The following is a 25,523-nucleotide window of genomic DNA, read 5'->3' on the forward strand; positions in this document are numbered from 1 at the left end:
TGGTTGAGGGTTACCGTCATGAAAGTGGATTTTGGACGGCTGCTACTAGTACTGCTAGTGGCTTCACTGTGGGGGTGCTCCAGTGTTATCAAACCTGTTAATCAACCGGTCGACCCGTCCAAACCGCAATTCAATGGGCGTTTAGCCACCCAGGATAAACGCGATGATTACCATGTGGTGTTGGCTTTCTCTGGCGGTGGTATGCGAGCCGCGGCTTTATCCTATGGCGTACTTGAAGCGCTTCACGATATTCAGCTTTCTGATTCTTCTGGTCAGTCACGCACGTTGTTATCTGAGGTGGATCTGATTACCTCGGTTTCGGGTGGCAGCTTTACATCGGCTTATTACGGTCTTTATGGCGATAGGATTTTCACCGATTTTGAACAGTTATTTCTGCGCCAGGATGTTAAGGGCTCTCTGATAAGCCGCTTATTGAGTCCGGGCTACTGGTTTAAATCTTTGTTCAGTGGCTTTGATCGCACCGAAATGTCGGTGGAATATTACGACAGTAATATTTTTAGGGGCGCCACTTTAGGTGATCTCAACCCTGATGGCCCATTTATCGAGATCAATGCAACGGATTTGGCCAGTGGTTTGCGCTTCCCGTTTACGCCTTCGGTGTTTGATTATATTTGTTCTGATTGGGCGTCTTTCCCTGTAGCGCGTGCCGTGACGGCCTCTTCTGCTGTGCCTGTGTTGTTTCCGCCTGTGGTGCTGAAAAATTACGCTGGCGAGTGTGGGTATAAATTTCCTGTGCTGGAAAAGCAGGCCAAGTTGGTAGGGGAGAGTTCTGAGTACGGGCGCTATATTTATGAGGCGCTGGAAAAGTTGTCGGATGCTGAAACCTGGCCATACATTCATCTGGTTGATGGCGGTATTTCAGATAACCTGGGGTTGCGTTCTGTTATTGAGCGCGTTGATATGATGGGGGCGGAAAATATTGCCCAGCAAAACCGCTTACCCAGTGAAATTGTGATCGTCTTGGTTAATGCGGAGACCAGCCCTGAGTCAGGCATTGAGCACAGTCCTCGAAAACCCAAATTGGGAACCACGGTAAGCGCTTTTAGTCATGTGCAGGTTGAACGCTATAACCTGGAAACCAGGGCATTGTTTAAGCGTCGCCTGGGACACTATCGCGATGTTTTTAAGCAGCATTATCAGGGGGAAAAGCCCCTGCATATCACCTATGCCAATTTAGGTTTTTCCGGCATTGCAGACGACGAGGTGCGGCGCTTTTTTAATAATATGCCAACGACTTTTTCGATGTCTGACGCCGAAGTGGATTCCTTGATTGCCGCTGGCCGATCATTGTTGCAAGCCGATGAGGGATTTCAGGCTTTTCTTGATCGTGCGGGGGCGACCTTGCCGGATACGCCGCCAGCAAGAAAGCAGTTATGTCGAAATCTTTTTGGCTTAGGCTGCTAGGGGCTGTTCACAGTTGCGTTAAAAATTGATCCAGTCGCATTTCAATATAACCGTAAAACGGGTTGTAGCGCAGTCGCTGTAGCTGGTCCATAGATACAACGAAGGTGCCACGCTCGCCACGAGCGGATAACTGGCCTAACAGGGGGAGGTCCGTGCTGCTGGTTGATTGAGCGTCTACTTCTCCATAGATAGGGTCGTTGGCTGCGAAAGGCACGGCAACGTGAGAGAGAGAATAAACATCCTCAGGCCAGCGATAGGGCAGCGGTGTAGCGCTCCAATCATTGCTATTGTGTTTGCGGTGACGGGCTTCTACTTGGCGATCATTAGGGGTTCTGTTGCTTATCAGTGTGAAATCGAAGGGGAGTGAGGCCTGCTGCTTAATGGATTGCAGAAAGGGGCGGTGCTTTTGGGCAATAAATACTTCCAGCTGTTGCAGGCGATTAACATCAAACAGTACTAGCTCTGCTTTATCCCTGGGGAGATGAGTCAGAAAGCGATCGACGACGGATTTGGGTGGAATGGTTGCGTCGACGACAGATTGGATGACCAGTGTGCGCGGGAACTGTTTGATCTGTTGATTGGTTTTCAGTGCCTGAAATTTTGCCGTGATGTCTTCGGTTAAGCGATAAATTTGTTCGCCTGCCGCAATCGGAAAGGAGTTGTATTTGTAGGGATCATATTCCGGCTGAATACTGCTCCAGGCAACTTTTTCCAGCCCGGGTAGTGCGGCCAAATGCTTGAAGTAACCTGCAAACCGGGCGGCTCCGCTGACTTGAAATGCCGGGGACATGAGAAACAAACCATCTGCAACTCGGCTCTGGCGGCTAATGGCTGAAAGGTTGTAGTCGACAGCCAGCGCCGCACCGTTTGAATAGCCGGCGGCGAGGATAGGCTTTTCATCGCCAATGATGCTGTGCAGGTGCTCCATCGCCAGGCGATAGCTTAAGCGGAAATCTTCCAGGGTGGTGGTTGAGAGATTGCCTGGTGCTGTACCGTGGCCGGGGATACGCAGGTTAATTACATAGTAACCACTACTTGCCAGCTGGTAGGCAAGGGCATTGAGACTGTAGGGGCTGTCAGACAGGCCGTGGGTTAACAGGGCGCCGCCGATGGGGTTATGCACAGGCCAAATATGGGTGCGATTTAAGTTGTAGGGGTAATTCAGTGGATTGGCAGGGCTGGTGGGGCTGAAACGGTTCCAGGTCTCCTGATTATTGAGTTTGGTAATGCCATCGCCGAGTTGCTCGAAGAGGCGGTTTTCGTGGCTGAGATAGTCGTCGAAGTTGCTAATGTGGCTGGCAAGGTGGCTCTCATCAAGGAAGGTACTGTGCCAGGGGCGGGTATCGGGCAGTTGTTTTATTTGGTAGCCATAGGCGCCGATAAGCGCGATAGCAACGCCTGCCGCCATGGTGACAAGACGCTTGAGCCACTTTTTCATGAGGCTTTTCATATTCCATTCCTTCCGTGAGATTCCCTTTTGTACGGCAAGAATAGCGTGTTTGGCAGGCATAAAAAAAGGGCTGCCGGTGAGGGCAGCCCTTTTGTACAGCTCGATACCGCTATCAGCCTTCGTAGCGCTGCAGTACCAGAGTGGCGTTGGTGCCGCCGAAGCCGAAGCTGTTGGACATGGCGCGATCGATTTTTACGCCGTCCTGACGTTCGGTAACGATATTCATGCCTTCAGCCTGCTCGTCGAGGGTTTCAACGTTGGCAGAAGCACTGATAAAGTCATTTTCCATCATCAGCAGGGTATAGATGGCTTCCTGAACGCCGGTAGCGCCCAGGGAGTGGCCGGTCAGAGACTTGGTTGAGCTGATAGCTGGAACCTTATCGCCAAACACTTCTTTTACCGCTTTCAATTCGGCAACGTCACCCACTGGGGTGCTGGTGCCGTGGGCATTGATGTAGTCGATGTCGCCTTCAACAGTGTTCATGGCTTGGCGCATGCAGCGGGCAGCACCTTCACCGGAAGGGGCAACCATGTCGTAGCCGTCGGAGGTGGCTCCGTAGCCAACCAATTCGGCATAGATCTTGGCGCCGCGGGCTTTGGCGTGCTCCAGCTCCTCGATTACCAGACAGCCACCGCCGCCAGCAATGACGAAACCATCGCGATCAGCATCATAGGCGCGGGAGGCTTTTTCTGGGGCATCGTTGTATTTGGTCGACAGGGCGCCCATTGCATCAAACAGGGCGGTCAGGGTCCAGTGCAGCTCTTCGCCGCCACCGGCAAATACGACATCCTGCTTGCCCAGTTGGATCAGCTCCATGGCATTACCGACACAGTGGGCACTGGTGGCACAAGCAGAGGAGATGGTGTAGTTAACACCCTTGATCTTGAATGGGGTGGCCAGGCAGGCAGAGGTGGTGCTGCTCATGGTTTGGGTTACGCGGTAAGGGCCTACACGCTTGAGGCCTTTTTCACGCAGGATGTCGGCAGATTCCACCAGGTTTTTGGAGGAGGCGCCGCCAGAACCCATGATAATACCGGTGCGCTCGTTGGATACCTGATCCTCGGACAGACCGGCATCGTCAATAGCCTGCTGCATGGAAATATAGGAGTAAGCAGCCGCTTCACCCATAAAACGCAGGGTCTTACGGTCGATGTGCTCTTTCAGGTCCAGGCCTTCGATGGAGCCGCCCAGGTGGCTGCGAAAGCCCTTTTCAACAAAATCTTCTTGTACGCGAATGCCGGAGCGGCCTTCGCGCAGGGAATCTAAAACGGAGTCTTTATCGTTACCCAGGCAAGATACGATGCCCATGCCAGTAACTACAACGCGTTTCATAAGCTACCTCTGGTATTTGTAGGTATCAGTTTCTAGAAATGAATTTGTAGATATATCGTATGGCCGACCTTCTAATCGGCCATTATCGCATAGTTAAGCGTCGTGAGCGCTTAGAAGCTGTCAGTATTCTGGAACAGGCCGACACGCAGGTCGGTGGCGGTATAAATCTCTTTACCGTCAACCGATACGCTGCCGTCAGCGATGCCCATGACCAGCTTGCGCTCGATCACACGCTTCAGGTTGATGCGGTAGGTGACCTTTTTGGCGGTTGGCAGGATCTGACCGGTAAATTTCACTTCGCCACAACCCAGGGCGCGACCGCGGCCTTTGTTGCCTTTCCAGCCCAGGAAGAAGCCTACGAGTTGCCACATGGCGTCAAGGCCCAGGCAGCCTGGCATTACTGGGTCGGTAGGGAAGTGGCAGTCAAAGAACCACAGGTCCGGATGGATATCCAATTCGGCGATGATCTCACCTTTGCCGAACTCACCGCCTTCGTCGCTGATATGGGTGATACGGTCGAGCATCAGCATATTGTCTACTGGCAGGCGGGCATTGCCTTCGCCAAACATCTTGCCGTGACCGCAGTCCTGCAGGTCTTCGAGGGTGTAGGAGTTCTTCTGCTTAGGTAAATCCATCGGGGTTCTGACTCTAGTTATCGTTCATTCATTATCATGCATAGGACCAGCCTATATGCAGGTCATAAGGGACGCCATTCTACCGGCTCGCGGGGGGATGTCTAGTTCTTCTGTAGGCCACGGCGTATCTGGCATTGGCTTTGCTTTAATGATTGGGAGTGGTTGGCGGAGTATGCAAGAAACTTGTCATCTAATTGTAGTATGATGCCTGCCAATTTTAAGAAGATACAAAATCGCCCATTAAGTCGGGTGATGCACCATACCAGGACGTGAATATGATCAAAAAGTGTCTTTTCCCGGTTGCCGGCTACGGTACCCGCTTCCTTCCGGCCACCAAGGCCATGCCCAAAGAAATGCTCCCCATCGTTAATAAACCTCTAGTCCAGTATGGCGTTGAAGAAGCCATTGAGGCGGGGCTGGTGGATATTGGTATGGTAACTGGTCGCGGCAAGCGCGCTATTGCTGATCACTTTGATGTCAGCTATGAGTTGGAGCACCAGATTGCTGGCAGTGATAAAGAGGAATACCTGGCCTGTATCCGCGATGTGATGGAAAAAGCGGACTTCTCTTTTACCCGTCAGCAGGAGATGCGTGGCCTGGGGGATGCCATTTTACAGGGCCGCCGCTTGATTGGTGATGAAGCGTTCGGCGTGGTGCTTTCTGATGATCTGTGTTTGGTTGATGAGGGTGATGGGGTAATGGCGCAAATGGTTGCGCTCTACAAGCAGTTCCGCTGTAGCATCGTGGCGATTCAGGAAGTGCCTGATCATCTGATTCACAAATTTGGTGTGATTAAAGGCGAGCAGATTAAGGATGGCCTGTATCAGGTCTCGGATATGGTGGAGAAGCCCTCTCTGGAAGATGCGCCGAGTAATTTGGCGATTATTGGCCGCTATATCCTGACACCGGATATTTTTGAAATTATCGAAAATACCCCACCGGGTAAAAACGGTGAGCTGCAAATTACCGATGCCTTGCTGACCCAGGCGAAAAATGGCTGTGTCATGGCTTACAAATTTAAAGGCCGTCGTTTTGATTGTGGTAGTGTGGAAGGCTTTGTAGAAGCGACCAACTACGTTTACGAAAATATTTACAGCAAGTAAGGAAGAGCGTTATGACACAGTCTCTTACCTGTTTTAAGGCCTACGATATTCGTGGTCGTATGCCCGATGAATTAAATACCGATATCGCTTATCGCATTGGTCGTGCCTATGCCCAGTACTTACAGCCCAAGACGGTTGTGGTGGGGCACGATATTCGCCTAACCAGTCCGGAGTTAACCGATGCTCTGGCCGATGGCCTCTGTGATGAAGGTGTTAACGTCCTGCATATCGGCGAGGTGGGTACTGAAGAGGTTTACTTTGCGACCTTTCATTTGAAGGTTGATGGTGGCATTTGCGTAACCGCTAGTCATAACCCCAAAGATTACAATGGCATGAAACTGGTGCGTGAAGGTTCGCGTCCTATCAGTGGTGATACCGGCTTGAAAGATATTCAGGCGATGGCTGAAGCTAATGACTTCGGGCCAGTGAAAGCGCGTGGCAATATGGAGCGTATCGACACACGCACTGAATATGTCCAGCACTTGCTGGGTTATGTTGATGTCTCACAGTTAAAGCCGCTGAAAATTGTCGCCACTGCCGGTAATGGTGGTGCGGGGCTTGCGCTTGATGCGTTGGAGTCTTTCCTGCCCTTTGAATTTATCAAGGTTCATCATCAGCCAGATGGTAATTTCCCTAACGGTGTGCCCAATCCTCTGCTGGAAGAAAATCGTGCACCTACCATTGAGGCTATTTGTGAGCATGGTGCGGATTTGGGGATTGCCTGGGACGGTGATTTTGATCGCTGTTTCTTCTTTGATGCCGAAGGTCGCTTTATCGAAGGTTACTACTTGGTAGGTTTGTTGGGTGAATCTTTCCTCGCCAAGAATGGCGGTGGCAAGGTTGTGCACGACCCGCGTCTGATATGGAATACTCAAGACATCGCCGAGCGCTTAGGTGGTCAGGCTGTACAAAGTAAAACCGGGCATGCGTTTATTAAAGAGCGTATGCGTGAAGAGGATGCAGTCTATGGTGGTGAAATGAGTGCTCACCACTACTTCCGCGATTTCGCCTATTGCGATAGCGGTATGATCCCCTGGTTGCTGGTCACTGAGTTGATGTGCAAGCAGGGTAAGTCGTTGGCGCAACTGGTGGATGAGTGTATTGAAGCTTTCCCGTGCAGCGGTGAAATCAATAACCGTATCGAGAATCCCGGCGAAGCGATTGCCAAGGTGGAGCAGCACTATGCAGGCCAAGCGCAGAGTGTGGATCACACTGATGGCTTGAGTATGGATTTTGGTGAGTGGCGTTTTAACCTGCGCAAGTCTAATACAGAACCGGTGGTACGACTTAATGTGGAGAGCCGTGCTGATCAGGCGTTGATGCAAGCCAAACGTGATGAGCTGTTGGGATTGCTGGGCGTATAAGGTCTTGCCGTCTTGAATAAAAAAGCCCGCTTTTGAAGCGGGCTTTTTTTATGTTTCCTGGTTTAGGAAACGCTGCGCAAGGGCTTGGGTTGAGCTGTCCCAGGAGTCAGGAACGTCGCCGCTTTCCAGCGCTTTAAAGATTTCGCCGCCCAATTGTTTGCCAAGTTCTACGCCCCATTGGTCAAAGGCATTAATGCCCAACAATACACTCAGGCTGTAAACCTTGTGTTCGTAAAGTGCGGTCAGTGCTCCCATGGAGAAGGGGGTGAGTTCTTCCAGAATAAGGGTGTTGCTGGGGCGGTTACCTGGAATAACTTGATGTTCAGCCAGGCGTTCAGCTTCTTCCTGGCTTGCGCCCTTAGCGAGTAATTCGTCCACAGCTTGAGTGTGCGATTTACCTTGCAGCAGGGCCTGGCTTTGGCTAATACAGCAGGCAAACAGGTGTTGATGCTGATGTGGATTGCTGTAACCACTGCGTAGGGTGGCAATAAAATCTACCGGCACCAGGTGATTGCCCTGATGCAGCAGCTGGTGGAAGGAGTGTTGGCCGTTGCTGCCTTCGGCACCCCAGACAATGGAGCCACTTTTGTGGGGCAGGGGTTGGCCGGACTTATCCACACGCTTGCCGAGACTTTCCATATCCAGTTGCTGCAGGAATTGTGGGAAGTAGTGCATGTGGTGACTATAGGGCAGTACGGCCTGGGTCTGTGCGCCCCAGTGCTGGCTATACCAGTACTGAATCAATGCCAGCAGAACGGGCATATTTTGATCCAGAGGAGCTGTGGCAAAGTGATCGTCCATGGCGTGAGCGCCAGCGCGCAGGGCGTTAAATTGCTGCATGCCGATAGCCAGGGCGATGGGTAGGCCAATGGCGGACCAAAGAGAATAACGCCCGCCCACCCAGTCCCACATGGGCAGGATATTTTTACTGCTCATGCCAAAGGCAACGGCTTTTTCGACATTGGCAGAGATGGCAATAAAGTGCTGCTGTAGCATTTCCATGCGGCAGCCGTTTTCTATCAGCCAGGTGCGTGCTGCTTTGGCGTTTTCCAGGGTTTCCAGAGTACCGAAAGACTTGGAAGCAACAATAAACAGGGTAGTTGCTGGATTGAGCTGCTTAAATATGTCGCCCATATCGGCGGCATCAATGTTGGCGACAAAATGTACCTTGAGTTCTGCTTGGTGGTAGGCGGCCAGGGCGTCACACATCATGCGTGGGCCCAGGTCGCTGCCGCCAATACCGATATTGACGATATCGGTGATGGCATCACCGTTATAACCGGTCCATTTGCCACGGTGGAGCTGATCCACTATCTCTTCCATGCGGGCTAGTGACTCGGCAACGGCTTCTTCTTCCGGAGTTTTAGGTTGGCCCTGGAAGCGCAGTGCAGAGTGTAGTGCCGGGCGTTGCTCGGTATTGTTAACCTTTTCGCCGTTGAGTAAGGCTTCAATGGCAGTTGGCAGCTGGCGGTCATGGGCCAGTTGCAAGAGTTTGTCTATAGTGTCCTGGGTGAGATGGTTTTTGCTGTAATCCAGATAGAGGCTGGCAGCTTCCAGTGAATAGGTTTGGCTGCGTTGTGAATCCTGGGTGAACAGTTCACTCAACGTGCGGTTCCATTGTTCGGCGTGCTGTTGCAAGGCTACGGCCGAGGGGGATGGATTATTGTTATTATCTGGTGCCATAGTTAACTGTGTGCTGGCTTTAGCTGTTTTCTCGGCAGCTTGAGCCCCTGAAAAAGTCATTGTTAAGGGATCCATTCTTTTTGCTCCCGTACGCAAAACCCAGTCTACCTAACTCTTTACCTAATAGAGAGGCAATGTATGTGCCTTCTATGCCGGTTATGTGACATTACTGGGTCAATTGCGTTACAGGGTGTCCTTTAAGGGCTTCTTGGAAGGGTATTAATAGCGTCTCTGGATAGCAAACTCGGCCAGTTCTTTCATTGCGGTGGCGTAGCTGGACTCCTCCAGGCAGGCTAGGCATTCGATAGCCTTATCGACCTGTTGCTGTGCGCTATCAGCGGTATAAGCCAGGGCTCCTGTTTCTCGAACAATGGCAACAACCTCGTTAAGCTTGGATGCATCACCTTGGCGTATGGCCTCGGCAATCAGGGCCTTTTGTTCTACTGTGCCGTTAGCCATAGCGTGGATCAGTGGTAGGGTGGGCTTGCCCTCATTGAGGTCATCGCCAACGTTTTTGCCCAATTCTTCGGCATCGCCTTCGTAATCCAGCGCGTCATCCACCAGCTGGAAGGCAAGCCCCAAGTGATAACCGTAGCCTTTCAGCGCCTTGCGTTGCTCGTCGCTGGCACCGGCCAGTACGGCAGCGGTTTCGCAGGCAGCTTCAAACAGGGCGGCAGTCTTCTTATAGATGACGCTAAAATAGGCTTCTTCGCCCACTTCCGGGTTTTTGGCGTTAATCAGTTGCTGAACCTCACCTTCAGAGATGGTGTTGGTGGTATCGGCGAGGATATTCATGATATCCATTTGGCCAATACGCACCATCATCTGAAAAGCGCGGGAATAGAGGAAGTCGCCTACTAATACACTGGGAGCGTTACCCCATTTGGCGTTGGCGGTCAGGCGGCCGCGGCGCATGTCGGAGGTGTCCACTACATCGTCGTGCAGTAGGGTGGCGGTATGGATAAATTCGATAATTGCCGCCAGTTCCAGATGTTTGCGCTGGTCGCCACTGGGGTTGTAATTCAGCGCATTGGCGGTCAGCAGCACCAGTAGCGGGCGCAGCCGCTTGCCGCCAGCCTCCACCAGATAGTGGCCAATATTCTCAACCAGGCCTACATCGGAGTGGAGTTCATCAATAATCAGTTGATTTACGGCGCTGAAATCGCCTTCGACAGCTTTATGAAAAGGCAGCATCTGGAATCTTATATCTTGAGGTCGGTTGGCGTCTAACGTGACAGTAAGGCGCATAAGGGTCGAATGCTAGGGTTGGTGGGCGGTAGTGTCAAGCTGGGACGGGGCTGGAATGGGGGTGAACAGGGTAAATTGGTTGATAATTGTACTTGCGGCAAGGCTCTCGATCCCTTAGAATTGCGGCCCCCTGGAAATCCGTGTCCCTCGGACAGGCTTTCTAGCACTATGGAATACGACGCTAGCTCATAAAATGCATCCGGGAGTCCGGTGCTGCTTCGTGTCGTCCAAGTATCTTTGGAGCATGCTCAATGTACGCTGTATTTGTTAGCGGTGGTAAGCAACACCGTGTAGTGGAAGGCGAAACCCTGAAGCTGGAAAAAATTGAAGTGGCTACTGGCGATTCTGTCGATTTCGACCAAGTATTGCTGGTTGCCAATGGCGACGACATCAAAATTGGTACCCCTGTAGTAGAAGGTGCCAAGGTTACGGCTGAAGTGGTTAGCCACGGCCGTGCGGACAAGGTGAAAATCATCAAGTTCCGTCGTCGTAAGCACTCTATGAAGCGCCAAGGTCACCGTCAGTGGTACACCGAGGTTAAAATCACCGGAATCAAAGGCTAATTTAGCCGTTTGAAACCTGACAATAGGTAACTTAGGAGTTTAAACAATGGCTCATAAAAAAGCTGGTGGTAGTACTCGTAACGGTCGCGATTCGGAAAGTAAACGCCTTGGCGTTAAGCGTTTCGGCGACCAAAGCGTTCTGGCTGGTAACATCCTGGTTCGTCAGCGCGGCACCAAGTTCCACGCTGGTGAGAACGTAGGTATCGGCAAAGACCACACTCTGTTCGCCAAAGCCGACGGCAAGGTGAAGTTTGAGGTTAAAGGCCCTAAAAACCGTAAGTTTGTAAGCATCGTTCCAGCTTAATCAGACTTTCTGGTTCGGGAGGCTTGCCTCCTTAAACGAAAAGCCCTGTCCTTAGCGATAGGGCTTTTTGCGTTCTGGTATAGTTGTATTTTTATTCTTGTGCTTGGTAAGGGCTGTAGGCCGCCAAGGCTCCCTGGAGGAAGTTCACCGTGAAATTTGTAGATGAAGCGCCGATTTTTGTCGCGGCCGGTAATGGCGGCAATGGCTGCCTGAGCTTCTGGCGAGAAAAATTTGTTGCCAAGGGTGGTCCTGATGGCGGTGACGGCGGTGATGGTGGTAGTGTTTATCTCGAAGCTGATGATGACCTCAATACCCTGGTGGATTACCGCTATCAGACCAAATATCGGGCCACGAATGGTCAGCCTGGGCGTGGTGCCAACTGTACTGGTGCCAAGGGTGACGACCTGATTCTGAAGGTGCCTGTGGGTACTACTGTGATTGATACGGATACTGAAGAAAAACTGGGTGATTTGACCGAAGATGGTCAGCGCCTGATGGTGGCCCGCGGTGGCTTCCATGGCTTGGGTAATACCCGCTTTAAGTCTTCGGTTAACCGTGCGCCGCGCCAAACCAAGCCGGGTCAGCCAGGTGAAGAGCGTAACCTGAAGCTCGAACTAAAGGTGTTGGCAGATGTGGGGCTGCTGGGGCTGCCCAATGCCGGTAAATCTACCTTCATTCGCGCAGTATCTTCAGCCAAACCGAAGGTGGCCAATTACCCATTTACTACCCTGGTGCCCAATTTGGGCGTGGTTAAGGTGCAGCAGCATCGCAGTTTTGTGGTTGCCGATATTCCGGGGTTGATTGAAGGGGCCTCCGATGGCGCGGGTCTGGGAATTCGTTTCCTGAAGCATTTAACCCGCTGTCGTCTGTTGCTGCATATTGTGGATATGTGCCCCTATGATGGCACTCACCCCGCTGATAATGCCCAGGCCATTATTAATGAATTGGATAACTTCAGTCCGACCCTGGCGGGTCGTGATCGCTGGTTGCTACTAAACAAGATTGATTTGCTGCCGGAAGATGAGGTTGAAGCCCGCTGTCAGGAAGTGATCGATAAGTTAGGCTGGGAAGGTCCGGTCTATAAAGTGGCTGCGATCAGCAAACAGGGTACCCAGCCTCTGTGTGGTGAAATTCTCGATTATATCGATACTCGCAAAGAAGAAGAGGCGGCTAATCCAGAGTTGGCAGAGCTTGAAGCTGGGCGCCAGGAGGCCATGCAAGAAGAGGCTCGCGAGCGTATTGAAGAATTGCGTGAGCGTCATCGTGCTCAGAAGCGCGCCGCCAAAAAAGGCGGTAGCGATGATGGTGACGACGATGATTGGGACGAAGACGACTACGATGTTGACGTTGAGTATGTGCCCTAGGTTTCTCTTATAAGAATTCTAGAGAGCGAGATAAGGAAAGTTATGAGTTCAAAGCGCGGTATATTAAACAGTTCGCGCCGTTGGGTGGTGAAGATTGGCAGTGCCCTGCTAACCAATAATGGTCAGGGGCTGGATCAGGCTGCGATTGCTGGTTGGGTGAAGCAGTTGGCCGCCATCCGTGAGCAGGGTGTTGAGTTGGTGCTGGTATCTTCCGGTGCTGTGGCGGCTGGTATGACCCGCTTGGGCTGGAAAACCCGTCCCAATGCTATTCATGAGTTGCAGGCGGCCGCGGCCGTTGGGCAGATGGGGTTGGTGCAAACCTATGAGCAGGAATTTCAGCGTTACGGATTGCATACCGCACAGGTATTGATCGATCACGATGATCTTTCCAATCGCGAGCGCTACCTGAATGCGCGCTCTACCCTCAAGACCCTGACCGATCTCGGTGTGATTCCTATCGTTAATGAAAACGATACGGTGGTCACCGACGAAATTCGTTTTGGTGATAACGATACCCTTGGCGCGCTTGTGGCGAACCTGGTGGAGGCCGAAGCGCTGATTATCCTGACTGATCAGGATGGTATGTACGACAGTGACCCGCGTTCGAACCCACAGGCAAGATTGATTGAAGAAACTGCGGCGGAAGATTCACAGCTGGATGCTATGGCAGGTGACGGTGGTAGCCTGGGGCGTGGAGGTATGATCACCAAGGTGCGTGCAGCGCGCTTGGCGGCTCGATCCGGTGCGCACACGGTGATTGTCGGTGGCCGTATTGCCAGCGTCTTAACTCGTCTGCGTGAATCAGAAAGTTTAGGCACCCTTTTGGTTGCCGATCAGCAGCCTCAGGCGGCACGTAAACGTTGGTTGGCCGGACAATTGCAAACCCGCGGCACCTTGGTGTTGGATGCCGGTGCGGTAAAAGTCTTGCGCCAGCAGGGCAAAAGCTTATTGCCGGTTGGTGTTAAAGCGGTGCGCGGTCGTTTTACCCGTGGTGATATGGTGGTTTGTGTTGATGAGATGGAGCATCAGGTCGCCTGCGGTTTGGTGAATTACAGCTTCGAAGAAGCGCAACGCATTATTGGTCAATCCAGCGAGAATATAGAATCCCTACTGGGCTATAAAGGTGATGATGAATTGATTCACCGCGATAATCTGGTCTTGAAAGGTCCATAGTTTTTAAAAGCTAGAGTCTAAAGGAAAAGCGTGTGAGTATTTTTAAATCCCATATCGCCGCTATGAGCGCTTATAAACCCCCTCTTGAAGGTCGCGACCCAAAAGATCATCTACTGCTGGATTTTAACGAGCGTACCATTCCTGTTGCAGAACCTATCCGCAAGGCTCTGGAAGAATTTGTAAACAGTGGCCGTCTGCAAATGTATCCCTCCTACGGCAATATCACGGATCGTATTGCAGACTATTGTGGTGTGCAGTCTGATCAGGTGATGATTACCAATGGCTCGGATCAGGGTATAGATCTGATTATTCGCAGCGCTTGTAATGCCGGCGATGAGATTATTATTCCTGGCCCCAGCTTTGCCATGTATAACCAGTGTGCAAAGATCGAAAACCTGTCGATTATTGAGCCTCATTACACCCGTGATGGTGGTTACCCGTTAGCTGAGGTGTTGGCGGCGATTACCGATAAAACCCGTGTGATTATTGTCTCCAATCCAAATAACCCCTGTGGCACTTTGGTGTCACCGCAGGATATTCTGGCGTTGGCAAAGGCTGCACCTGAAGCGGCAATTTTGGTGGATGAGTGCTACTTCGAGTACAGCAAAACCACCGTGGCTGAGTATGTGGGGAGTTATCCGAATCTGTTAATTACTCGCACTTTCTCCAAGACCTGGGGGTTGCCTTCCATTCGCTTGGGCTACATCATCAGTGCGGCAGAAAATATTAATGCCTTGCTCAATGTGCGTGGCCCGTACGATATTAATCAGTTTGGTGTGGTGGCTGTTGAGGCGGCGCTTGATGATGTTGTATCAACCGAGTCTTACGTGGATGAGGTGATGGAACAGGCCAAGCCACTGCTGGAAAACTATTTGAACGCTGAGGGTATTCCTTTCTGGCAAAGTGCGGCGAACTATATATGGGCATTTCCGGAAAACCCTGATCAGTTAAACGAGAAATTAATTGCTGCCGGTATTTTGGTGCGCCCCAAGGCTGATGCAGAAGGGCGAATTGGTTTGCGGATAACCGTGGGTACTGTTACGCAGGTCGAGCATTTAATTGGAGTGCTGAAAAGCTAATAAAAAGCCGCTCAAATGAGCGGCTTTTCTGTGGACCTTGTTCTGTCCTGAAATAGTTTTACTGTCGCGAGACGATATCAAACGGATCAGTTTGCTTCTCCAGCAGTGAGAAGAAGCGCACCAGGTCCAACTTACTGCCCTCAACGCTGAGCTGATCAGAGAAGAGGGTTTTCTTCATGTCCGCAGTGCCCAGAGCGATATCCAAGAATAGATCGTGAGTGATATTCAGGGTGATATCGGCATCTGTTTTGGGGTCTTGCTTGTGGTGGTGAAGTACGCCGTTTTCCAGTTGCAGTACATGGGTCTCGTTTAGGTCGGTAAATGTGAAGTTGATGGTCAGCGCCAAACCGTCAGCCTTGGGTCCATTGATCTGTGCTGCCATAACCTGGAAAAAGTTCTCCAGTGGGGCGTGTTTGATCATGCCGCGAGCGGTACTCAAATCGAGCCCTTCGGCAGGTTTACCATGACGTAATTCATAAGCTGCACTTAGGTACACGTCACGCCAGGGGCCGGATTCGGACTGGTAACCCAGTTGGTCGTAGGTTCGGGCCAGCAGTTGTTTGGCGTCGTGGTTGTTTGCGTCAGCAAATACCAGGTGGTTCAGCAGCTCGGCGACCCAGCGGTATTCTCCTTTGTCGTAGGCTTGCTGGGCTGAAAGTAGCATCTTCTCGGCGCCGCCCATGGCTTCGACATAGCGTTTACCAGACTCCGTTGGGGTCAGTGGGTTCAGATTAGCAGGGTTGCCGTCATACCAGCCAAAATAGCCCTGGTACACCGCGCGGGAATTGTGACGTAGGGTGCCGTAATAACCACGATTGGAAAAACTCTTGTTCAGTGACTCGGGCATTTCAATGGTGTCAGCGATTTCGCGAGGAGTATAGCCCTGGTGGGCCAAACGCAGGGTTTGGTCGTGGATATATTTATAAGTATCGCGGTGCAGCTTCAGGAAGCTGTCGATGTTGTCTTTACCCCACATAGGCCAGTGATGGCTGGCAAAGTAGATTTCGGCATCAGAGAACAGGTTGCGAGACTCCTCGATATAGCTGCTCCAGGCCAGTGCATCACGCACCTTGGCGCCTCGTAAGGTGTACAGGTTGTGCATATTGCGTGAGAGAATTTCGGCTCCGCAGAAGGCTTTCTGTTTGGGTAGGTAGAAGGTCAGTTCCGCAGGGGCTTCTGCTCCTGGCGTGTTCTGGAAGATCATTTCAACACCGTCGACAGTCAGTGTCTGCGGGGTGCGATCAATAATGGTGTTGGGCGCAACGATACTGATGGTACCGAAGGCTGGGGCTTTACCCAGGCCGGTATCAATGTGGCCACGCTCAGAAATCGCCAGATCACGGCCATACATAAAACCTGCGCGACGGGCCATGGTGGGGCCGGCCAACATGTTTTCACTGGTGGACTCTTCCATAAAGCCGGCAGGGGCGATAATAGGGATATTGCCTGATTTCGCCTCTTCTTCGGATATGACACCCAAGGCGCCGCCGAAGTGGTCCACATGGCTGTGGGTGAAAATAATGCCGGAAACAGGTTTGTCCCCCAGTTGCTCGCGTACAAAGGTCAGTGCGCGTTCGGCGGTTTCGATAGTGGTGAGAGGGTCGACCAGGATCCAGCCAGTATCACCTTCAATAATGGTCATGTTCGAAAGGTCATAGCCTCGAATCTGGTAAAGGCCGTCGGCGACCTTAAATAGACCGTGTTTATTGTTGAGTTTGGCCTGGCGCCAGAGGCTGGGGTGAACGCTGGCGGGCGCTTTGCCCTTAATAAACTTATAGGCGTTTTGGTTCCAAACCACATTGCCCTTTTGGTCGGTGATCAGTAGGTTATCCTCACTGGCGACCAGGCCTCTTTCGGCGTCGATAAAGTCCTGTTGGTCGCTAAAGGGCAGCTGTTTGCTGACCTGCTGATTGTGGGTGATGGTAGTAGCGCTGGGGGCGCTATGGCCTTGGGCGTCAGCGCCATTATCCGGGTTGGTGTTGGGAGAATCGCAGCCCGACAGGGCAATGGCTAGACCGGTAATCAGGCTAGTCAGGGCGGGACGGGTGAAGGTGGTCATAGGGTTCTCCCAATCATTGTTAGATCTTTTGTGTCAGTTTAGTGCCTGATGTGCGGCCGGGCTTGTGATTTGGCGCCCAGGGTGGGTGCCTTTGCGCCGGTCGCTTTATGTTGTGTGGGGCGTAGTAGGGTATTGTTTGACAGTTAGGGAAAGACTACTTGTCTTTTAATGACACTTATTGGGCAGGGATAGGAATTGCGGGCAATAAAAAACCGGCTCAAGGCCGGTTCTTTATGTCTGTGTCCCTGAAAAGGCTTGGCTTAAGCAGCCAGCGCCTTAATCTGGGTGTTCAGACGGCTCTTATGACGAGCGGCTTTATTCTTGTGAATAATGCCTTTGTCAGCGACGCGGTCGATAACGGGTACCGCTGCGGCGTAGGCAGCTTTAGCTGCTTCTGCGTCGCCTGCTTCAATGGCTGCAACTACTTTCTTGATGTAGGTGCGCACCATGGAGCGCAGGCTGGCGTTGTGCTTGCGTGCTTTTTCGTTTTGACGAGCACGTTTTTTGGCTTGAGGTGAATTGGCCACCGTGTTGCTCCTATTAAATCGGGTCACAAATCAAGGACGCGACATTATGCGGGTTTACTAGGCGATGTCAAGGCTTTCGGGAGGCTAAAAACGGGATTCTGTGCCACACTCAGAAGGTACTTTGTATGTCTCTGAGTGGGGAGAACACTATGCGAATTGTCGATGCTGTATCAACACCGCCCCTGGCGGATCCCAACATGATTCCACTGCGGGAAGTGATGTCGACGGACCTGTTGATTGTCTATGAGGGGTGGTCCATTAAGCGCCTGGTGGACTTTTTTGATCAGCACCAGATAACCGGTGCGCCAGTAGTGGCTTCCGATGGTGAATTAGTGGGAGTGGTGACGCTTACGGATGTGTTGCGTTTTCAAAGTCACCCGCCTGATATGCAGCATATTCAGGCCACGGCGGACTACTACTGCGGTGAAGCGGCCCAGCATTTTACCGATGAGGATTTCAGGCATTTGCGTGATCGGGCAAGTACCACTTGTACGGTTAACAGCATAATGACGCCAGAGGTGCTGGCGGTGGATGTGGAGTCGACTCTGGCTAGTGCCTGTGCTCAGCTATTAGAGGAGCGTATTCATCGGTTGTTTGTGACTGAGGGCAAGCGTCTGGTAGGGGTGATTACGGCGATGGATTGCCTGCGTATTGTGACCTTTCATTAGATTGCAGCCGGCATAGTAAAGTGAGATGCGCCCATCGGGGCGCATCGGTACTCATTAGGCAGATTGCGTGGCGGTGAGCTGCGTGACGTTGTCGGCGTTCTCTTCCTCTCCATCGGCTTCTTCCAGTAGTAATTCCGGTTTGCCTTTGCAGGCCTTGGCAAGCGTCTCGCGGCGTTTGGCCAGTAGCAGGCCAATCGCTTCGCTGTCATTTTCGCTGACATTGGGCAGGTGTTGTTCAATCAGGCTGGTCAGGTTGGCGGCCAGCTCCAGCATCTTGTCGTGTTCTTCGGCATCTTTCTTGTTTTCAAACATTGCTCCGTCCCGGTCACATTTCCACACAGCGATAACGGCCATGGTGTTTCTCCTGTCTAAGTGAGTCCTGTTAAATAGCGTACTGAATTACTGTTTTTATATACAGTAATTTGTTGGTGGAGGTTGGTCAAGCGATTTTGCTGTGTGGCAGTTCTGTTTACGGCTTGTTTTGACATGCAGAAAGGGGCTTCGTATTCTGCTTGCTGTATATCTGATAAGAGTGGTGCTGGTGGTTGTTCGCAGTTTTTTAGTGGTCGTGGGATGCCTGAGTGTGGCGCTTGGGGTGATTGGTATCTTTTTGCCTATCCTGCCTACCACGCCTTTCCTGTTGTTGGCTGCAGCCTGCTTTGCGCGCAGCTCACAACGCTTTTATACCTGGCTTATGACCAATCGTTGGTTTGGTCCCTATCTGCGTTATTACACTGATGGTTTGGGCATTCCTCTGCGAATCAAGTACCGGGTGATCGGTCTGTTGTGGCTGACCATGGGTACCTCAATAATATTCTTTGTGCCTTTCTTGTGGTTGAAGTTGTCGATGGCGGTTATTGCTGCGGGGGCTTCTTTCTATATTTGGCGCCAGCCGACCGCCCCGGATCCTCAGCTGGATGACTCTATTCACGGAGACGATGGCGCGTAATTTGGCGCTGTTCGTCTAGCTCAAATACCTCATTGGCCTTGGCTGGCAGCGTTAGCAGAGTGTGGCGAGTAATACGTTCATAGTGCTGAATAAAGCGTTGGATCGCTTTGCTGTCCATCAGGTTGTTGGTGGGTTTTCCTTCTCGCTGAAGTTTTTGTCGCAGTTTGTTTTCCTGCTCTAATCGCCATTGGAAGACGCAGTCAAAACTGGGGGCTTTGAGCATAATCCAATAATCCACGTGCTCCCATAGTGATAGATAATGCGCCTGTAGTTGCTGGTTTACGTAGTGGCGCCAATGGCCTTGAGTGTCTTCCTGGCTTTCCAGTGTATTGATAGGTGTTTCCAGGTTTGCTGCCTCTTCTGGTGTTGAGCCCAGGCACCAGCCCTCCAAAATGATCAGATCGACAGGGAGTTGAATATCTGGCCAAGAGGTCTGTGGTGCTCTGTCGTCTGTGGATTTGTCAAAACGTGGCAGTGAGGTGTGGCCAGAGGTTTGCGTCAGGTTTTTTAAGGTCTCAAGAGCCAAGTGAATGTCGTGGGTTCCCGGTACGCCGCGAGTGGCTAGAAGAGGGTGGATTGTTTGGCCAAGTACTTGGCGCTCGCTGTGAGTCAGATAGACATCGTCCAGTGAAAAGCTGGCGCTGCGCAGGCCTTCTGCTTCCAGCAAGTGGCAGAGGAGTGCTGTGAGGGTGCTCTTGCCGCTGCCTTGGCAGCCGTTAATACCAACTATGTAGGGTTTGCCCGAAAATTGGTGGCGGGCTGTCAGGTGCTCAGTTAAACGTTTGGCAAGGGGGGCAAACCAGTGTTGGGTATAGGCTCGGTAGTCGCTGGGCAGTTGATGCTCCTCGATAAAGGTATCCAGGTTCACGTGGTAGTTCCTTGTTTGTACTTGGGGGTGCAATAGCTACTAGCAATAGTGGTGCCGTAGGGCCTTTAGTTGTTTTTTTAGGTAAACTGAGCCCCTTAATGTCGGCCCAGAATCTATCTTAATGCAAAAGGAAGTGTCTTTTGGCTCAGTCATCCCCGTCCTCTTCTCCCGATCTAGGGGCTGATTCTACCTCGCAATCTCCCCGTTTGTTGCGCTCAAGCCTGGTGGTGAGCACCATGACCATGTTGTCCCGTGTGCTTGGGCTTGCACGCGATGTGGTATTTGCGCGCTTTATTGGTGCCGAGGCCGGGGCAGATGCATTTTTTGTGGCCTTTAAGATCCCCAATTTTTTGCGTCGTTTGTTTGCTGAGGGAGCTTTTGCGCAGGCGTTTGTGCCGGTGCTGTCCGAATATCGGGAGCAGGGTAGTCGAGCTGCGGTACAGGAGTTAATAAATCGTGTTGCTGGCTGTTTGGGCTTGTCACTGCTGCTGGTGACCTTGCTAGCGGTATTGGGGGCACCGGTTTTAACCGCTGTGTTTGCGCCGGGGTTCGTGGGGGATGATCTCAAGTTTGGTCTGGCCAGCGAGATGATCAGGATCACCTTCCCCTATTTGCTGCTGATCTCCCTGACTGGTTTTGCTGGGGCAATACTCAATAGTTATGACCGCTTTGCGGTGCCTGCTTTTACCCCGGTGTTGCTTAATGTGGCCCTGATTTCGGCGGCGGTACTGGCGTCCCCCTATTTTGAGCAGCCGGTCATGGCGCTGGCCTGGGGTGTGTTTGCGGCCGGTGTGGTGCAGTTATTGTTTCAAATACCGTTTTTGTGGCAATTGCGTTTGCTGCCCAAACCAGAAGTGAATTGGCAGGATCAGGGGGTGCGGCGTATTCTGGCCTTGATGGCGCCGGCCCTTTTTGGTGTATCGGTTAGCCAGATAAACCTGCTATTGGATACTGTGTTGGCCTCCCTGCTGCCGACTGGCAGTGTGTCCTGGTTGTACTACTCGGATCGCTTGGCGGAGTTGCCGTTGGGGGTATTTGGTATTGCCGTGGCGACAGTGATTTTACCGAATCTGTCGCGCCAGCATGCGGCGGACGATCCTGGTACTTTTACCTCGACGCTGGATTGGGCTCTGCGCATGATCTTTTTGATTGCTGTACCTGCAGCCCTGGCACTGGTGATTTTGGCTGAACCCATCCTGCTGACCTTGTTCCAGTACGGTAAAACCACCCTGGCGGATATCCACATGTCGACCCTGAGCTTGCGCGCCTACGCCCTGGGCTTGCTGGCATTTATGTTGATTAAGGTGTTGGCGCCTGGGTTTTACGCGCGGCAGGATATGAAAACGCCAGTGCGTGTCGGCATTATCGCCATGGTCAGCAATATGGGGCTGAATATAGTGTTTGTGGCACCGCTGTATTATTTCTGGCAGATCGGTCATGTGGGGCTGGCCCTTGCCACCTCTGTATCGGCATTTTTGAATGCCTACCTGTTGTATCGAGGCTTGCGACGCGAGGGTGCTTACCAGCGTAAAGCCGGTTGGGGTGTGTTCGGTTTGCGTTTGCTGTGGGCTAACGGTCTGATGGTGGTTGTGCTGCTGGGGGCTTTAGTGGGACTGGGGGAGCTCGGCTTTACCTGGTCGGAAGGTCTTTGGTGGCAGCGCACCAGCTATCTGGCGGTCGTTTGTGTGACAGGTTTGCTGGGGTATGTCCTGGCTCTGGTGCTCTCAGGTATGCGTCTCAGGCATTTACGTCATCAATCGGTCTAATTCAGAGGCCTTTCACTGGCGCTAACTTATTGAAATGCGGCGTGAATCCTCGGCTCCCGCTGTCCCAGCCCTTCGCTCTGGGGTATACTTCGCGCTTTGCTTAACGCTCTGTGTTCAACCCTTGGATTTAGCCGACCGTGACCGATTTGCCCCATCAGCATTTTACCCGTGGCCTGCATAACCTGCGCCCTGTGGCCGGTAGTGTAGTGACTATTGGTTCTTTTGATGGTGTTCACCGTGGCCATCAGGCCATTTTGCGCCAGGTAACCGGTAAGGCTAAAGAGTTGGGATTGCCCTCCACTGTTATTGTGTTTGAGCCGCAACCACACGAGTATTTCTCCGGCGATAAAGCGCCTGCGCGTTTGATGCGTATGCGAGAAAAGGCTTTGGCTCTTTTCGCGGCGGGTATCGATCATGTGGTGTGCCTGCAATTTAATGCCTCTCTGCGCCAGTTATCCGCTGCAGAATTTATCAAGCATGTGTTGGTGGATGGCTTAGGGGTTAAGTACCTGGTTATTGGTGATGACTTCCGTTTCGGTTGTGACCGCTCTGGGGATTATCAGGCCTTGCAGTCTGCAGGAGAGCAATACGGCTTTGAAGTAACTGATACCCATACCTTTGAGATCGACAGTGAGCGCGTGAGTAGTACCCGCGTGCGGGCAGAGCTTGAGCAGGCAGATTTTGCTAAAGCGGCAGAGCTCCTGGGTAAGCCTTATGTGATCAGTGGCCGGGTAGGTTTTGGTCAGCAGTTGGGGCGTACCTTGGGAGTGCCGACCGCTAATGTGCAGTTGCGCCGCTATCGCTCACCGTTAAACGGTGTGTTTGCCGTGAATGCCTGTGTGGGTGATCAGTGCTGGCAGGGGGTGGCCAATGTGGGGGTTCGCCCAACCGTGGGTGGTGCCACAAAGCCCATACTGGAAGTTCATCTTTTCGACTACGCTGGCGATTTATACGGCAGCAATATGGTAGTGGAATTTGTCCACAAGCTACGAGATGAGCAAAAATTTGACTCGATCGATTTGCTAAAAGCGCAGATCTATCGGGATATGGATGACGCCAGAGAATATTTCTCTGCGCGCGTCTAGAGTTGAATGTAGTTTTCCGATTTAACAGACAGAACGATCGACGAACATGACTGACAAGATAGATTACAAGGCGACGTTAAACTTGCCAAAAACCGGTTTCGCCATGAAGGCTAACCTGGCTCAGCGTGAGCCTGGCATGTTAAAAAAATGGCAGCAGGCAGATCTGTACGGACAGATTCGTAAAGCCCGTGCCGGTCGCGATCAGTTTATTTTGCATGATGGCCCTCCCTACGCCAATGGGGATATTCATATAGGCCATTCGGTAAACAAGATTCTGAAAGACATCATCATCAAGTCGAAAACCTTGAGCGGTTTCGATGCGCCTTATATTCCGGGCTGGGATTGTCATGGTCTGCCGATCGAACACAATGTAGAGAAAAAAGTGGGCAAGGCTGGCGCCAAGGTGGATTTCAAAACCTTCCGTCAGAAGTGTCGTGACTACGCTGGCCGTCAGGTTGAAGGTCAGAAAAAAGATTTTGTCCGCTTGGGCGTATTCGGGGATTGGGATAAGCCTTATCTGACTATGGCGTTCGAGACCGAAGCCGACATTATTCGCTCCCTGGGCAAAATTGCCGCTAACGGTCACCTGCACAAAGGTTTTAAGCCGGTTTATTGGAGTGTTGTGGGTGGCTCTGCGTTGGCAGAAGCGGAAGTGGAGTATCAGGATAAGGTCTCCTTCTCCATCGATGTAAGCTTTGCGGTGGCTGATGAGGCGGCGTTAGCTAAGGCTATTCCGGATTTAGGTGGTGAAGGCCAGGTATCTGTTGTGATCTGGACTACTACGCCTTGGACCTTGCCTGCCAACCAGGCGGTAAGCCTGAATGCCGAGTTGGATTATGTGGTAGTTCAAGCTGGTAACGAACGCTTGCTGTTGGCCGAAGCGCTGCACGAAGGTGTTCTGTCACGTTCCGGTATTGAAGAGTTTTCCATTATTGGCCGCTGTAAAGGCCAGGTGCTGGAAAGCCTGACACTGCAACACCCATTCTACGATCGACAGGTGCCTGTGATTCTGGGAGATCACGTTACTACCGACGCTGGTACCGGTTGTGTTCATACCGCCCCCGATCACGGGGCGGACGATTTCGCGGTAGGTACCAAGTACGGCATTGAAACGCTTAACTATGTCGACGATCACGGTGTGTATCGTGCCGACGTAGAGCTGTTTGCCGGTGAGCATGTTTACAAGGTTGATGAAAAAGTTATCGCTGTGCTGGAGGAAAAGGGCGCGCTTTTGTGTCAGGGTAAAATTACCCACAGCTTCCCGCATTGCTGGCGTACCAAAACGCCACTGATTTTCCGTGCGACGCCTCAGTGGTTTGTCAGCATGACTAAAAACAATCTGCTCGATGACGTGAAGTCGGAAGTGGAGAAGGTGCAGTGGATTCCCGATTGGGGTAAGGCGCGTATCGATAGCATGCTGGATTCCTCCCCTGACTGGTGTATTTCCCGTCAGCGTACTTGGGGTGTTCCTATTGCGCTGTTCGTCAATAAAGAAACCCAGGAATTGCATCCGAATACCTCTGAGCTGATTGAGCAGGTTGCCCTGCGCGTTGAAAAAGAGGGGATGGATGCCTGGTTTGATCTGAACCCTGCTGAGTTGCTGGGTGATGAGGCGGACAGCTATACCAAGGTTACCGATACACTTGATGTATGGTTTGATTCCGGTGTAACTCACTTCTCAGTCATTGATCGTCGCAAAGAATTAAGCTTCCCGGCGGACCTGTATCTGGAAGGTTCGGACCAACATCGTGGTTGGTTCCAGTCATCGCTGAAAACCTCCATGGCGATGAACGGTGTTGCGCCGTATAAAGCGGTACTGACTCACGGTTTTACGGTGGATGAAAAAGGCCACAAGATGTCTAAGTCTCTGGGCAATGTGATGTCACCGCAAAAGGTCATGAATGATCTGGGTGCCGATGTCTTGCGTCTGTGGGTGGCGGCTACTGACTTCAGTGGTGAGATGCGTGTTTCCGATGAGATTCTGAAGCGGACGGCGGATTCTTACCGTCGTATTCGTAATACTGCCCGTTTCCTGTTGTCGAACCTGAACGGGTTTGATCCGGCGCACGATGCGTTAGCACCAGAAGCGATGCTGTCTCTGGATCGTTATATCATGGATCGGGCTGCGCAATTGCAAGACGAAATTGTGGCGGCTTATGACAGTTACAGTTTCCACCAGATTTATCAGAAGCTGCATAACTTCTGTGTTGTGGATCTGGGTGGTTTCTATCTGGATATCATTAAGGATCGCCAGTATACCACTCAAGCCGACAGTGTCGCCCGCCGCTCTGCGCAAACTGCGCTGTACCATATCATTGAGGCTTTTGCCCGCTGGATCGCACCGATTCTGAGCTTTACCGCTGATGAGTTGTGGCAGCAAATTCCGGGTGAACACAATGAGTCTGTATTTGTCGCGGAGTGGTACGAGTTGCCACGCCTGAGCGCCGATGAGCAGCTAGGTGAAGAGTACTGGCAGCTAGTATCTGATGTGAAAAACGCCGTTAACAAAGTACTGGAAGCCAAGCGTGCAGAAGGTGTTATCGGTGGTTCACTGGATGCCGAAGTTACCTTGTACTGTGATGACGGTTTAAGTGAAAAGCTCAAGGTGTTGGGCGAAGAACTGCGTTTTGTGTTGATCTCTTCTGCAGCAAAAGTGGCACCTTCGTCGGAAGCGGAAAATGCTGAAGCATCCGATGTGGAAGGCCTGCTGGTCGGTGTTGTGAAATCTGCGCACCAGAAGTGTGTGCGCTGTTGGCACCACCGTGATGACGTGGGTACACACGAGGAGCACACGGAACTGTGTGGTCGTTGTGTAGAAAACGTTGTCGGTGAAGGCGAAACGCGTAAGTATGCTTAACAATTCTCAGGGAGTTGAAG

At 51.9% G+C, this 25,523-nt stretch carries 22 protein-coding genes; 13 read left to right on the forward strand and 9 right to left on the reverse strand.

Features of this window, described 5'->3' with window-relative positions; all coding sequences use genetic code 11:
- The first annotated feature begins 18 nt into the window (after positions 1–18).
- Positions 19–1,425, forward strand: a complete 1,407-nt coding sequence (locus ACGHZ6_RS02490) for a patatin-like phospholipase family protein (protein ID WP_390617210.1) — start codon at positions 19–21, stop codon at positions 1,423–1,425.
- Positions 1,426–1,432: 7 nt separating this feature from the next.
- Here the strand turns inward: ACGHZ6_RS02490 and ACGHZ6_RS02495 are convergent, their stop codons facing one another.
- From ACGHZ6_RS02495 to fabA, 3 genes are all read right to left on the reverse strand, one after another.
- A complete protein-coding gene (locus ACGHZ6_RS02495) occupies positions 1,433–2,875 on the reverse strand; it encodes an alpha/beta hydrolase (RefSeq protein WP_390617211.1) in 1,443 nt (480 codons plus the stop codon).
- Between the two features lie 112 nt (positions 2,876–2,987).
- The gene (fabB, locus tag ACGHZ6_RS02500) at positions 2,988–4,208 is read right to left on the reverse strand and encodes a beta-ketoacyl-ACP synthase I (RefSeq protein ID WP_390617212.1); all 1,221 of its coding nucleotides are present in this window, start codon (positions 4,206–4,208) and stop codon (positions 2,988–2,990) included.
- 110 nt (positions 4,209–4,318) lie between these two features.
- Positions 4,319–4,843, reverse strand: coding sequence for a bifunctional 3-hydroxydecanoyl-ACP dehydratase/trans-2-decenoyl-ACP isomerase (gene fabA, locus ACGHZ6_RS02505; RefSeq protein WP_390617213.1), 525 nt, complete (start codon positions 4,841–4,843; stop codon positions 4,319–4,321).
- A 275-nt stretch (positions 4,844–5,118) separates the two neighbouring features.
- Between fabA and galU the strand changes: the two genes are divergently transcribed.
- Positions 5,119–5,946: a UTP--glucose-1-phosphate uridylyltransferase GalU gene (gene galU / locus ACGHZ6_RS02510; protein ID WP_390617214.1), complete on the forward strand. Its 828-nt coding sequence runs from the start codon at positions 5,119–5,121 to the stop codon at positions 5,944–5,946.
- An 11-nt stretch (positions 5,947–5,957) separates the two neighbouring features.
- Complete coding sequence (locus ACGHZ6_RS02515) at positions 5,958–7,310, forward strand: phosphomannomutase (protein ID WP_390617215.1); 1,353 nt, start codon at positions 5,958–5,960, stop codon at positions 7,308–7,310.
- Positions 7,311–7,358: 48 nt separating this feature from the next.
- Here the strand turns inward: ACGHZ6_RS02515 and pgi are convergent, their stop codons facing one another.
- Entirely contained in the window at positions 7,359–8,993 is a 1,635-nt protein-coding gene (gene pgi / locus ACGHZ6_RS02520) for a glucose-6-phosphate isomerase (RefSeq protein ID WP_390619141.1), read from the reverse strand.
- A gap of 219 nt (positions 8,994–9,212) precedes the next feature.
- Positions 9,213–10,187 (reverse strand): polyprenyl synthetase family protein, encoded by a 975-nt coding sequence (locus tag ACGHZ6_RS02525; RefSeq protein WP_390617216.1) that lies wholly within the window; start codon positions 10,185–10,187, stop codon positions 9,213–9,215.
- 305 nt (positions 10,188–10,492) lie between these two features.
- Between ACGHZ6_RS02525 and rplU the strand changes: the two genes are divergently transcribed.
- From rplU to ACGHZ6_RS02550, 5 genes are all read left to right on the forward strand, one after another.
- Positions 10,493–10,804 carry a 50S ribosomal protein L21 gene (gene rplU, locus ACGHZ6_RS02530; protein ID WP_390617217.1) on the forward strand — a complete coding sequence of 104 codons (312 nt, stop codon included), beginning with the start codon at positions 10,493–10,495 and terminating at the stop codon, positions 10,802–10,804.
- Between the two features lie 46 nt (positions 10,805–10,850).
- Positions 10,851–11,108: a 50S ribosomal protein L27 gene (gene rpmA / locus ACGHZ6_RS02535; protein ID WP_390617218.1), complete on the forward strand. Its 258-nt coding sequence runs from the start codon at positions 10,851–10,853 to the stop codon at positions 11,106–11,108.
- Positions 11,109–11,257: 149 nt separating this feature from the next.
- Positions 11,258–12,472, forward strand: a complete 1,215-nt coding sequence (gene cgtA, locus ACGHZ6_RS02540; protein ID WP_390617219.1) for an Obg family GTPase CgtA — start codon at positions 11,258–11,260, stop codon at positions 12,470–12,472.
- Between the two features lie 42 nt (positions 12,473–12,514).
- Entirely contained in the window at positions 12,515–13,645 is a 1,131-nt protein-coding gene (gene proB / locus ACGHZ6_RS02545; protein WP_390617220.1) for a glutamate 5-kinase, read from the forward strand.
- 32 nt (positions 13,646–13,677) lie between these two features.
- The gene (locus tag ACGHZ6_RS02550; RefSeq protein WP_390617221.1) at positions 13,678–14,724 is read left to right on the forward strand and encodes a pyridoxal phosphate-dependent aminotransferase; all 1,047 of its coding nucleotides are present in this window, start codon (positions 13,678–13,680) and stop codon (positions 14,722–14,724) included.
- Between the two features lie 58 nt (positions 14,725–14,782).
- Here ACGHZ6_RS02550 and ACGHZ6_RS02555 read toward each other — a convergent pair whose 3' ends face one another.
- Together ACGHZ6_RS02555 and rpsT are read right to left on the reverse strand one after the other, a co-directional pair.
- Complete coding sequence (locus ACGHZ6_RS02555; RefSeq protein ID WP_390617222.1) at positions 14,783–16,783, reverse strand: alkyl/aryl-sulfatase; 2,001 nt, start codon at positions 16,781–16,783, stop codon at positions 14,783–14,785.
- Between the two features lie 260 nt (positions 16,784–17,043).
- A complete protein-coding gene (gene rpsT, locus ACGHZ6_RS02560) occupies positions 17,044–17,310 on the reverse strand; it encodes a 30S ribosomal protein S20 (protein WP_390617223.1) in 267 nt (88 codons plus the stop codon).
- Between the two features lie 149 nt (positions 17,311–17,459).
- Here rpsT and ACGHZ6_RS02565 point away from each other — a divergent pair, with 149 nt between their 5' ends.
- Positions 17,460–17,978 carry an HPP family protein gene (locus tag ACGHZ6_RS02565; protein ID WP_390617224.1) on the forward strand — a complete coding sequence of 173 codons (519 nt, stop codon included), beginning with the start codon at positions 17,460–17,462 and terminating at the stop codon, positions 17,976–17,978.
- Positions 17,979–18,032: 54 nt separating this feature from the next.
- Here the strand turns inward: ACGHZ6_RS02565 and ACGHZ6_RS02570 are convergent, their stop codons facing one another.
- Entirely contained in the window at positions 18,033–18,332 is a 300-nt protein-coding gene (locus tag ACGHZ6_RS02570; RefSeq protein WP_390617225.1) for a YebG family protein, read from the reverse strand.
- A gap of 187 nt (positions 18,333–18,519) precedes the next feature.
- Between ACGHZ6_RS02570 and ACGHZ6_RS02575 the strand changes: the two genes are divergently transcribed.
- The gene (locus tag ACGHZ6_RS02575; RefSeq protein ID WP_390617226.1) at positions 18,520–18,927 is read left to right on the forward strand and encodes a YbaN family protein; all 408 of its coding nucleotides are present in this window, start codon (positions 18,520–18,522) and stop codon (positions 18,925–18,927) included.
- On the opposite strand, the gene ACGHZ6_RS02580 is transcribed toward ACGHZ6_RS02575, so the two are convergent.
- Entirely contained in the window at positions 18,902–19,795 is an 894-nt protein-coding gene (locus ACGHZ6_RS02580) for a hypothetical protein (RefSeq protein ID WP_390617227.1), read from the reverse strand. The genes ACGHZ6_RS02575 and ACGHZ6_RS02580 overlap by 26 nt on opposite strands.
- A 140-nt stretch (positions 19,796–19,935) precedes the next feature.
- On the opposite strand from ACGHZ6_RS02580, the gene murJ reads away from it, so the two are divergent.
- The 3 genes from murJ (at position 19,936) to ileS (ending at position 25,503) form a co-directional block, all read left to right on the forward strand.
- Positions 19,936–21,561, forward strand: a complete 1,626-nt coding sequence (gene murJ, locus ACGHZ6_RS02585) for a murein biosynthesis integral membrane protein MurJ (protein ID WP_390617228.1) — start codon at positions 19,936–19,938, stop codon at positions 21,559–21,561.
- Positions 21,562–21,707: 146 nt separating this feature from the next.
- Positions 21,708–22,646: a bifunctional riboflavin kinase/FAD synthetase gene (gene ribF, locus ACGHZ6_RS02590; protein WP_390619142.1), complete on the forward strand. Its 939-nt coding sequence runs from the start codon at positions 21,708–21,710 to the stop codon at positions 22,644–22,646.
- Positions 22,647–22,692: 46 nt separating this feature from the next.
- Positions 22,693–25,503: an isoleucine--tRNA ligase gene (gene ileS, locus ACGHZ6_RS02595; protein ID WP_390617229.1), complete on the forward strand. Its 2,811-nt coding sequence runs from the start codon at positions 22,693–22,695 to the stop codon at positions 25,501–25,503.
- Positions 25,504–25,523 lie beyond the last annotated feature (20 nt).

Origin of the sequence: Maricurvus nonylphenolicus, from assembly GCF_042854845.1 — a bacterium.
Taxonomy (GTDB): Bacteria; Pseudomonadota; Gammaproteobacteria; order Pseudomonadales; family Cellvibrionaceae; genus Maricurvus; species Maricurvus nonylphenolicus.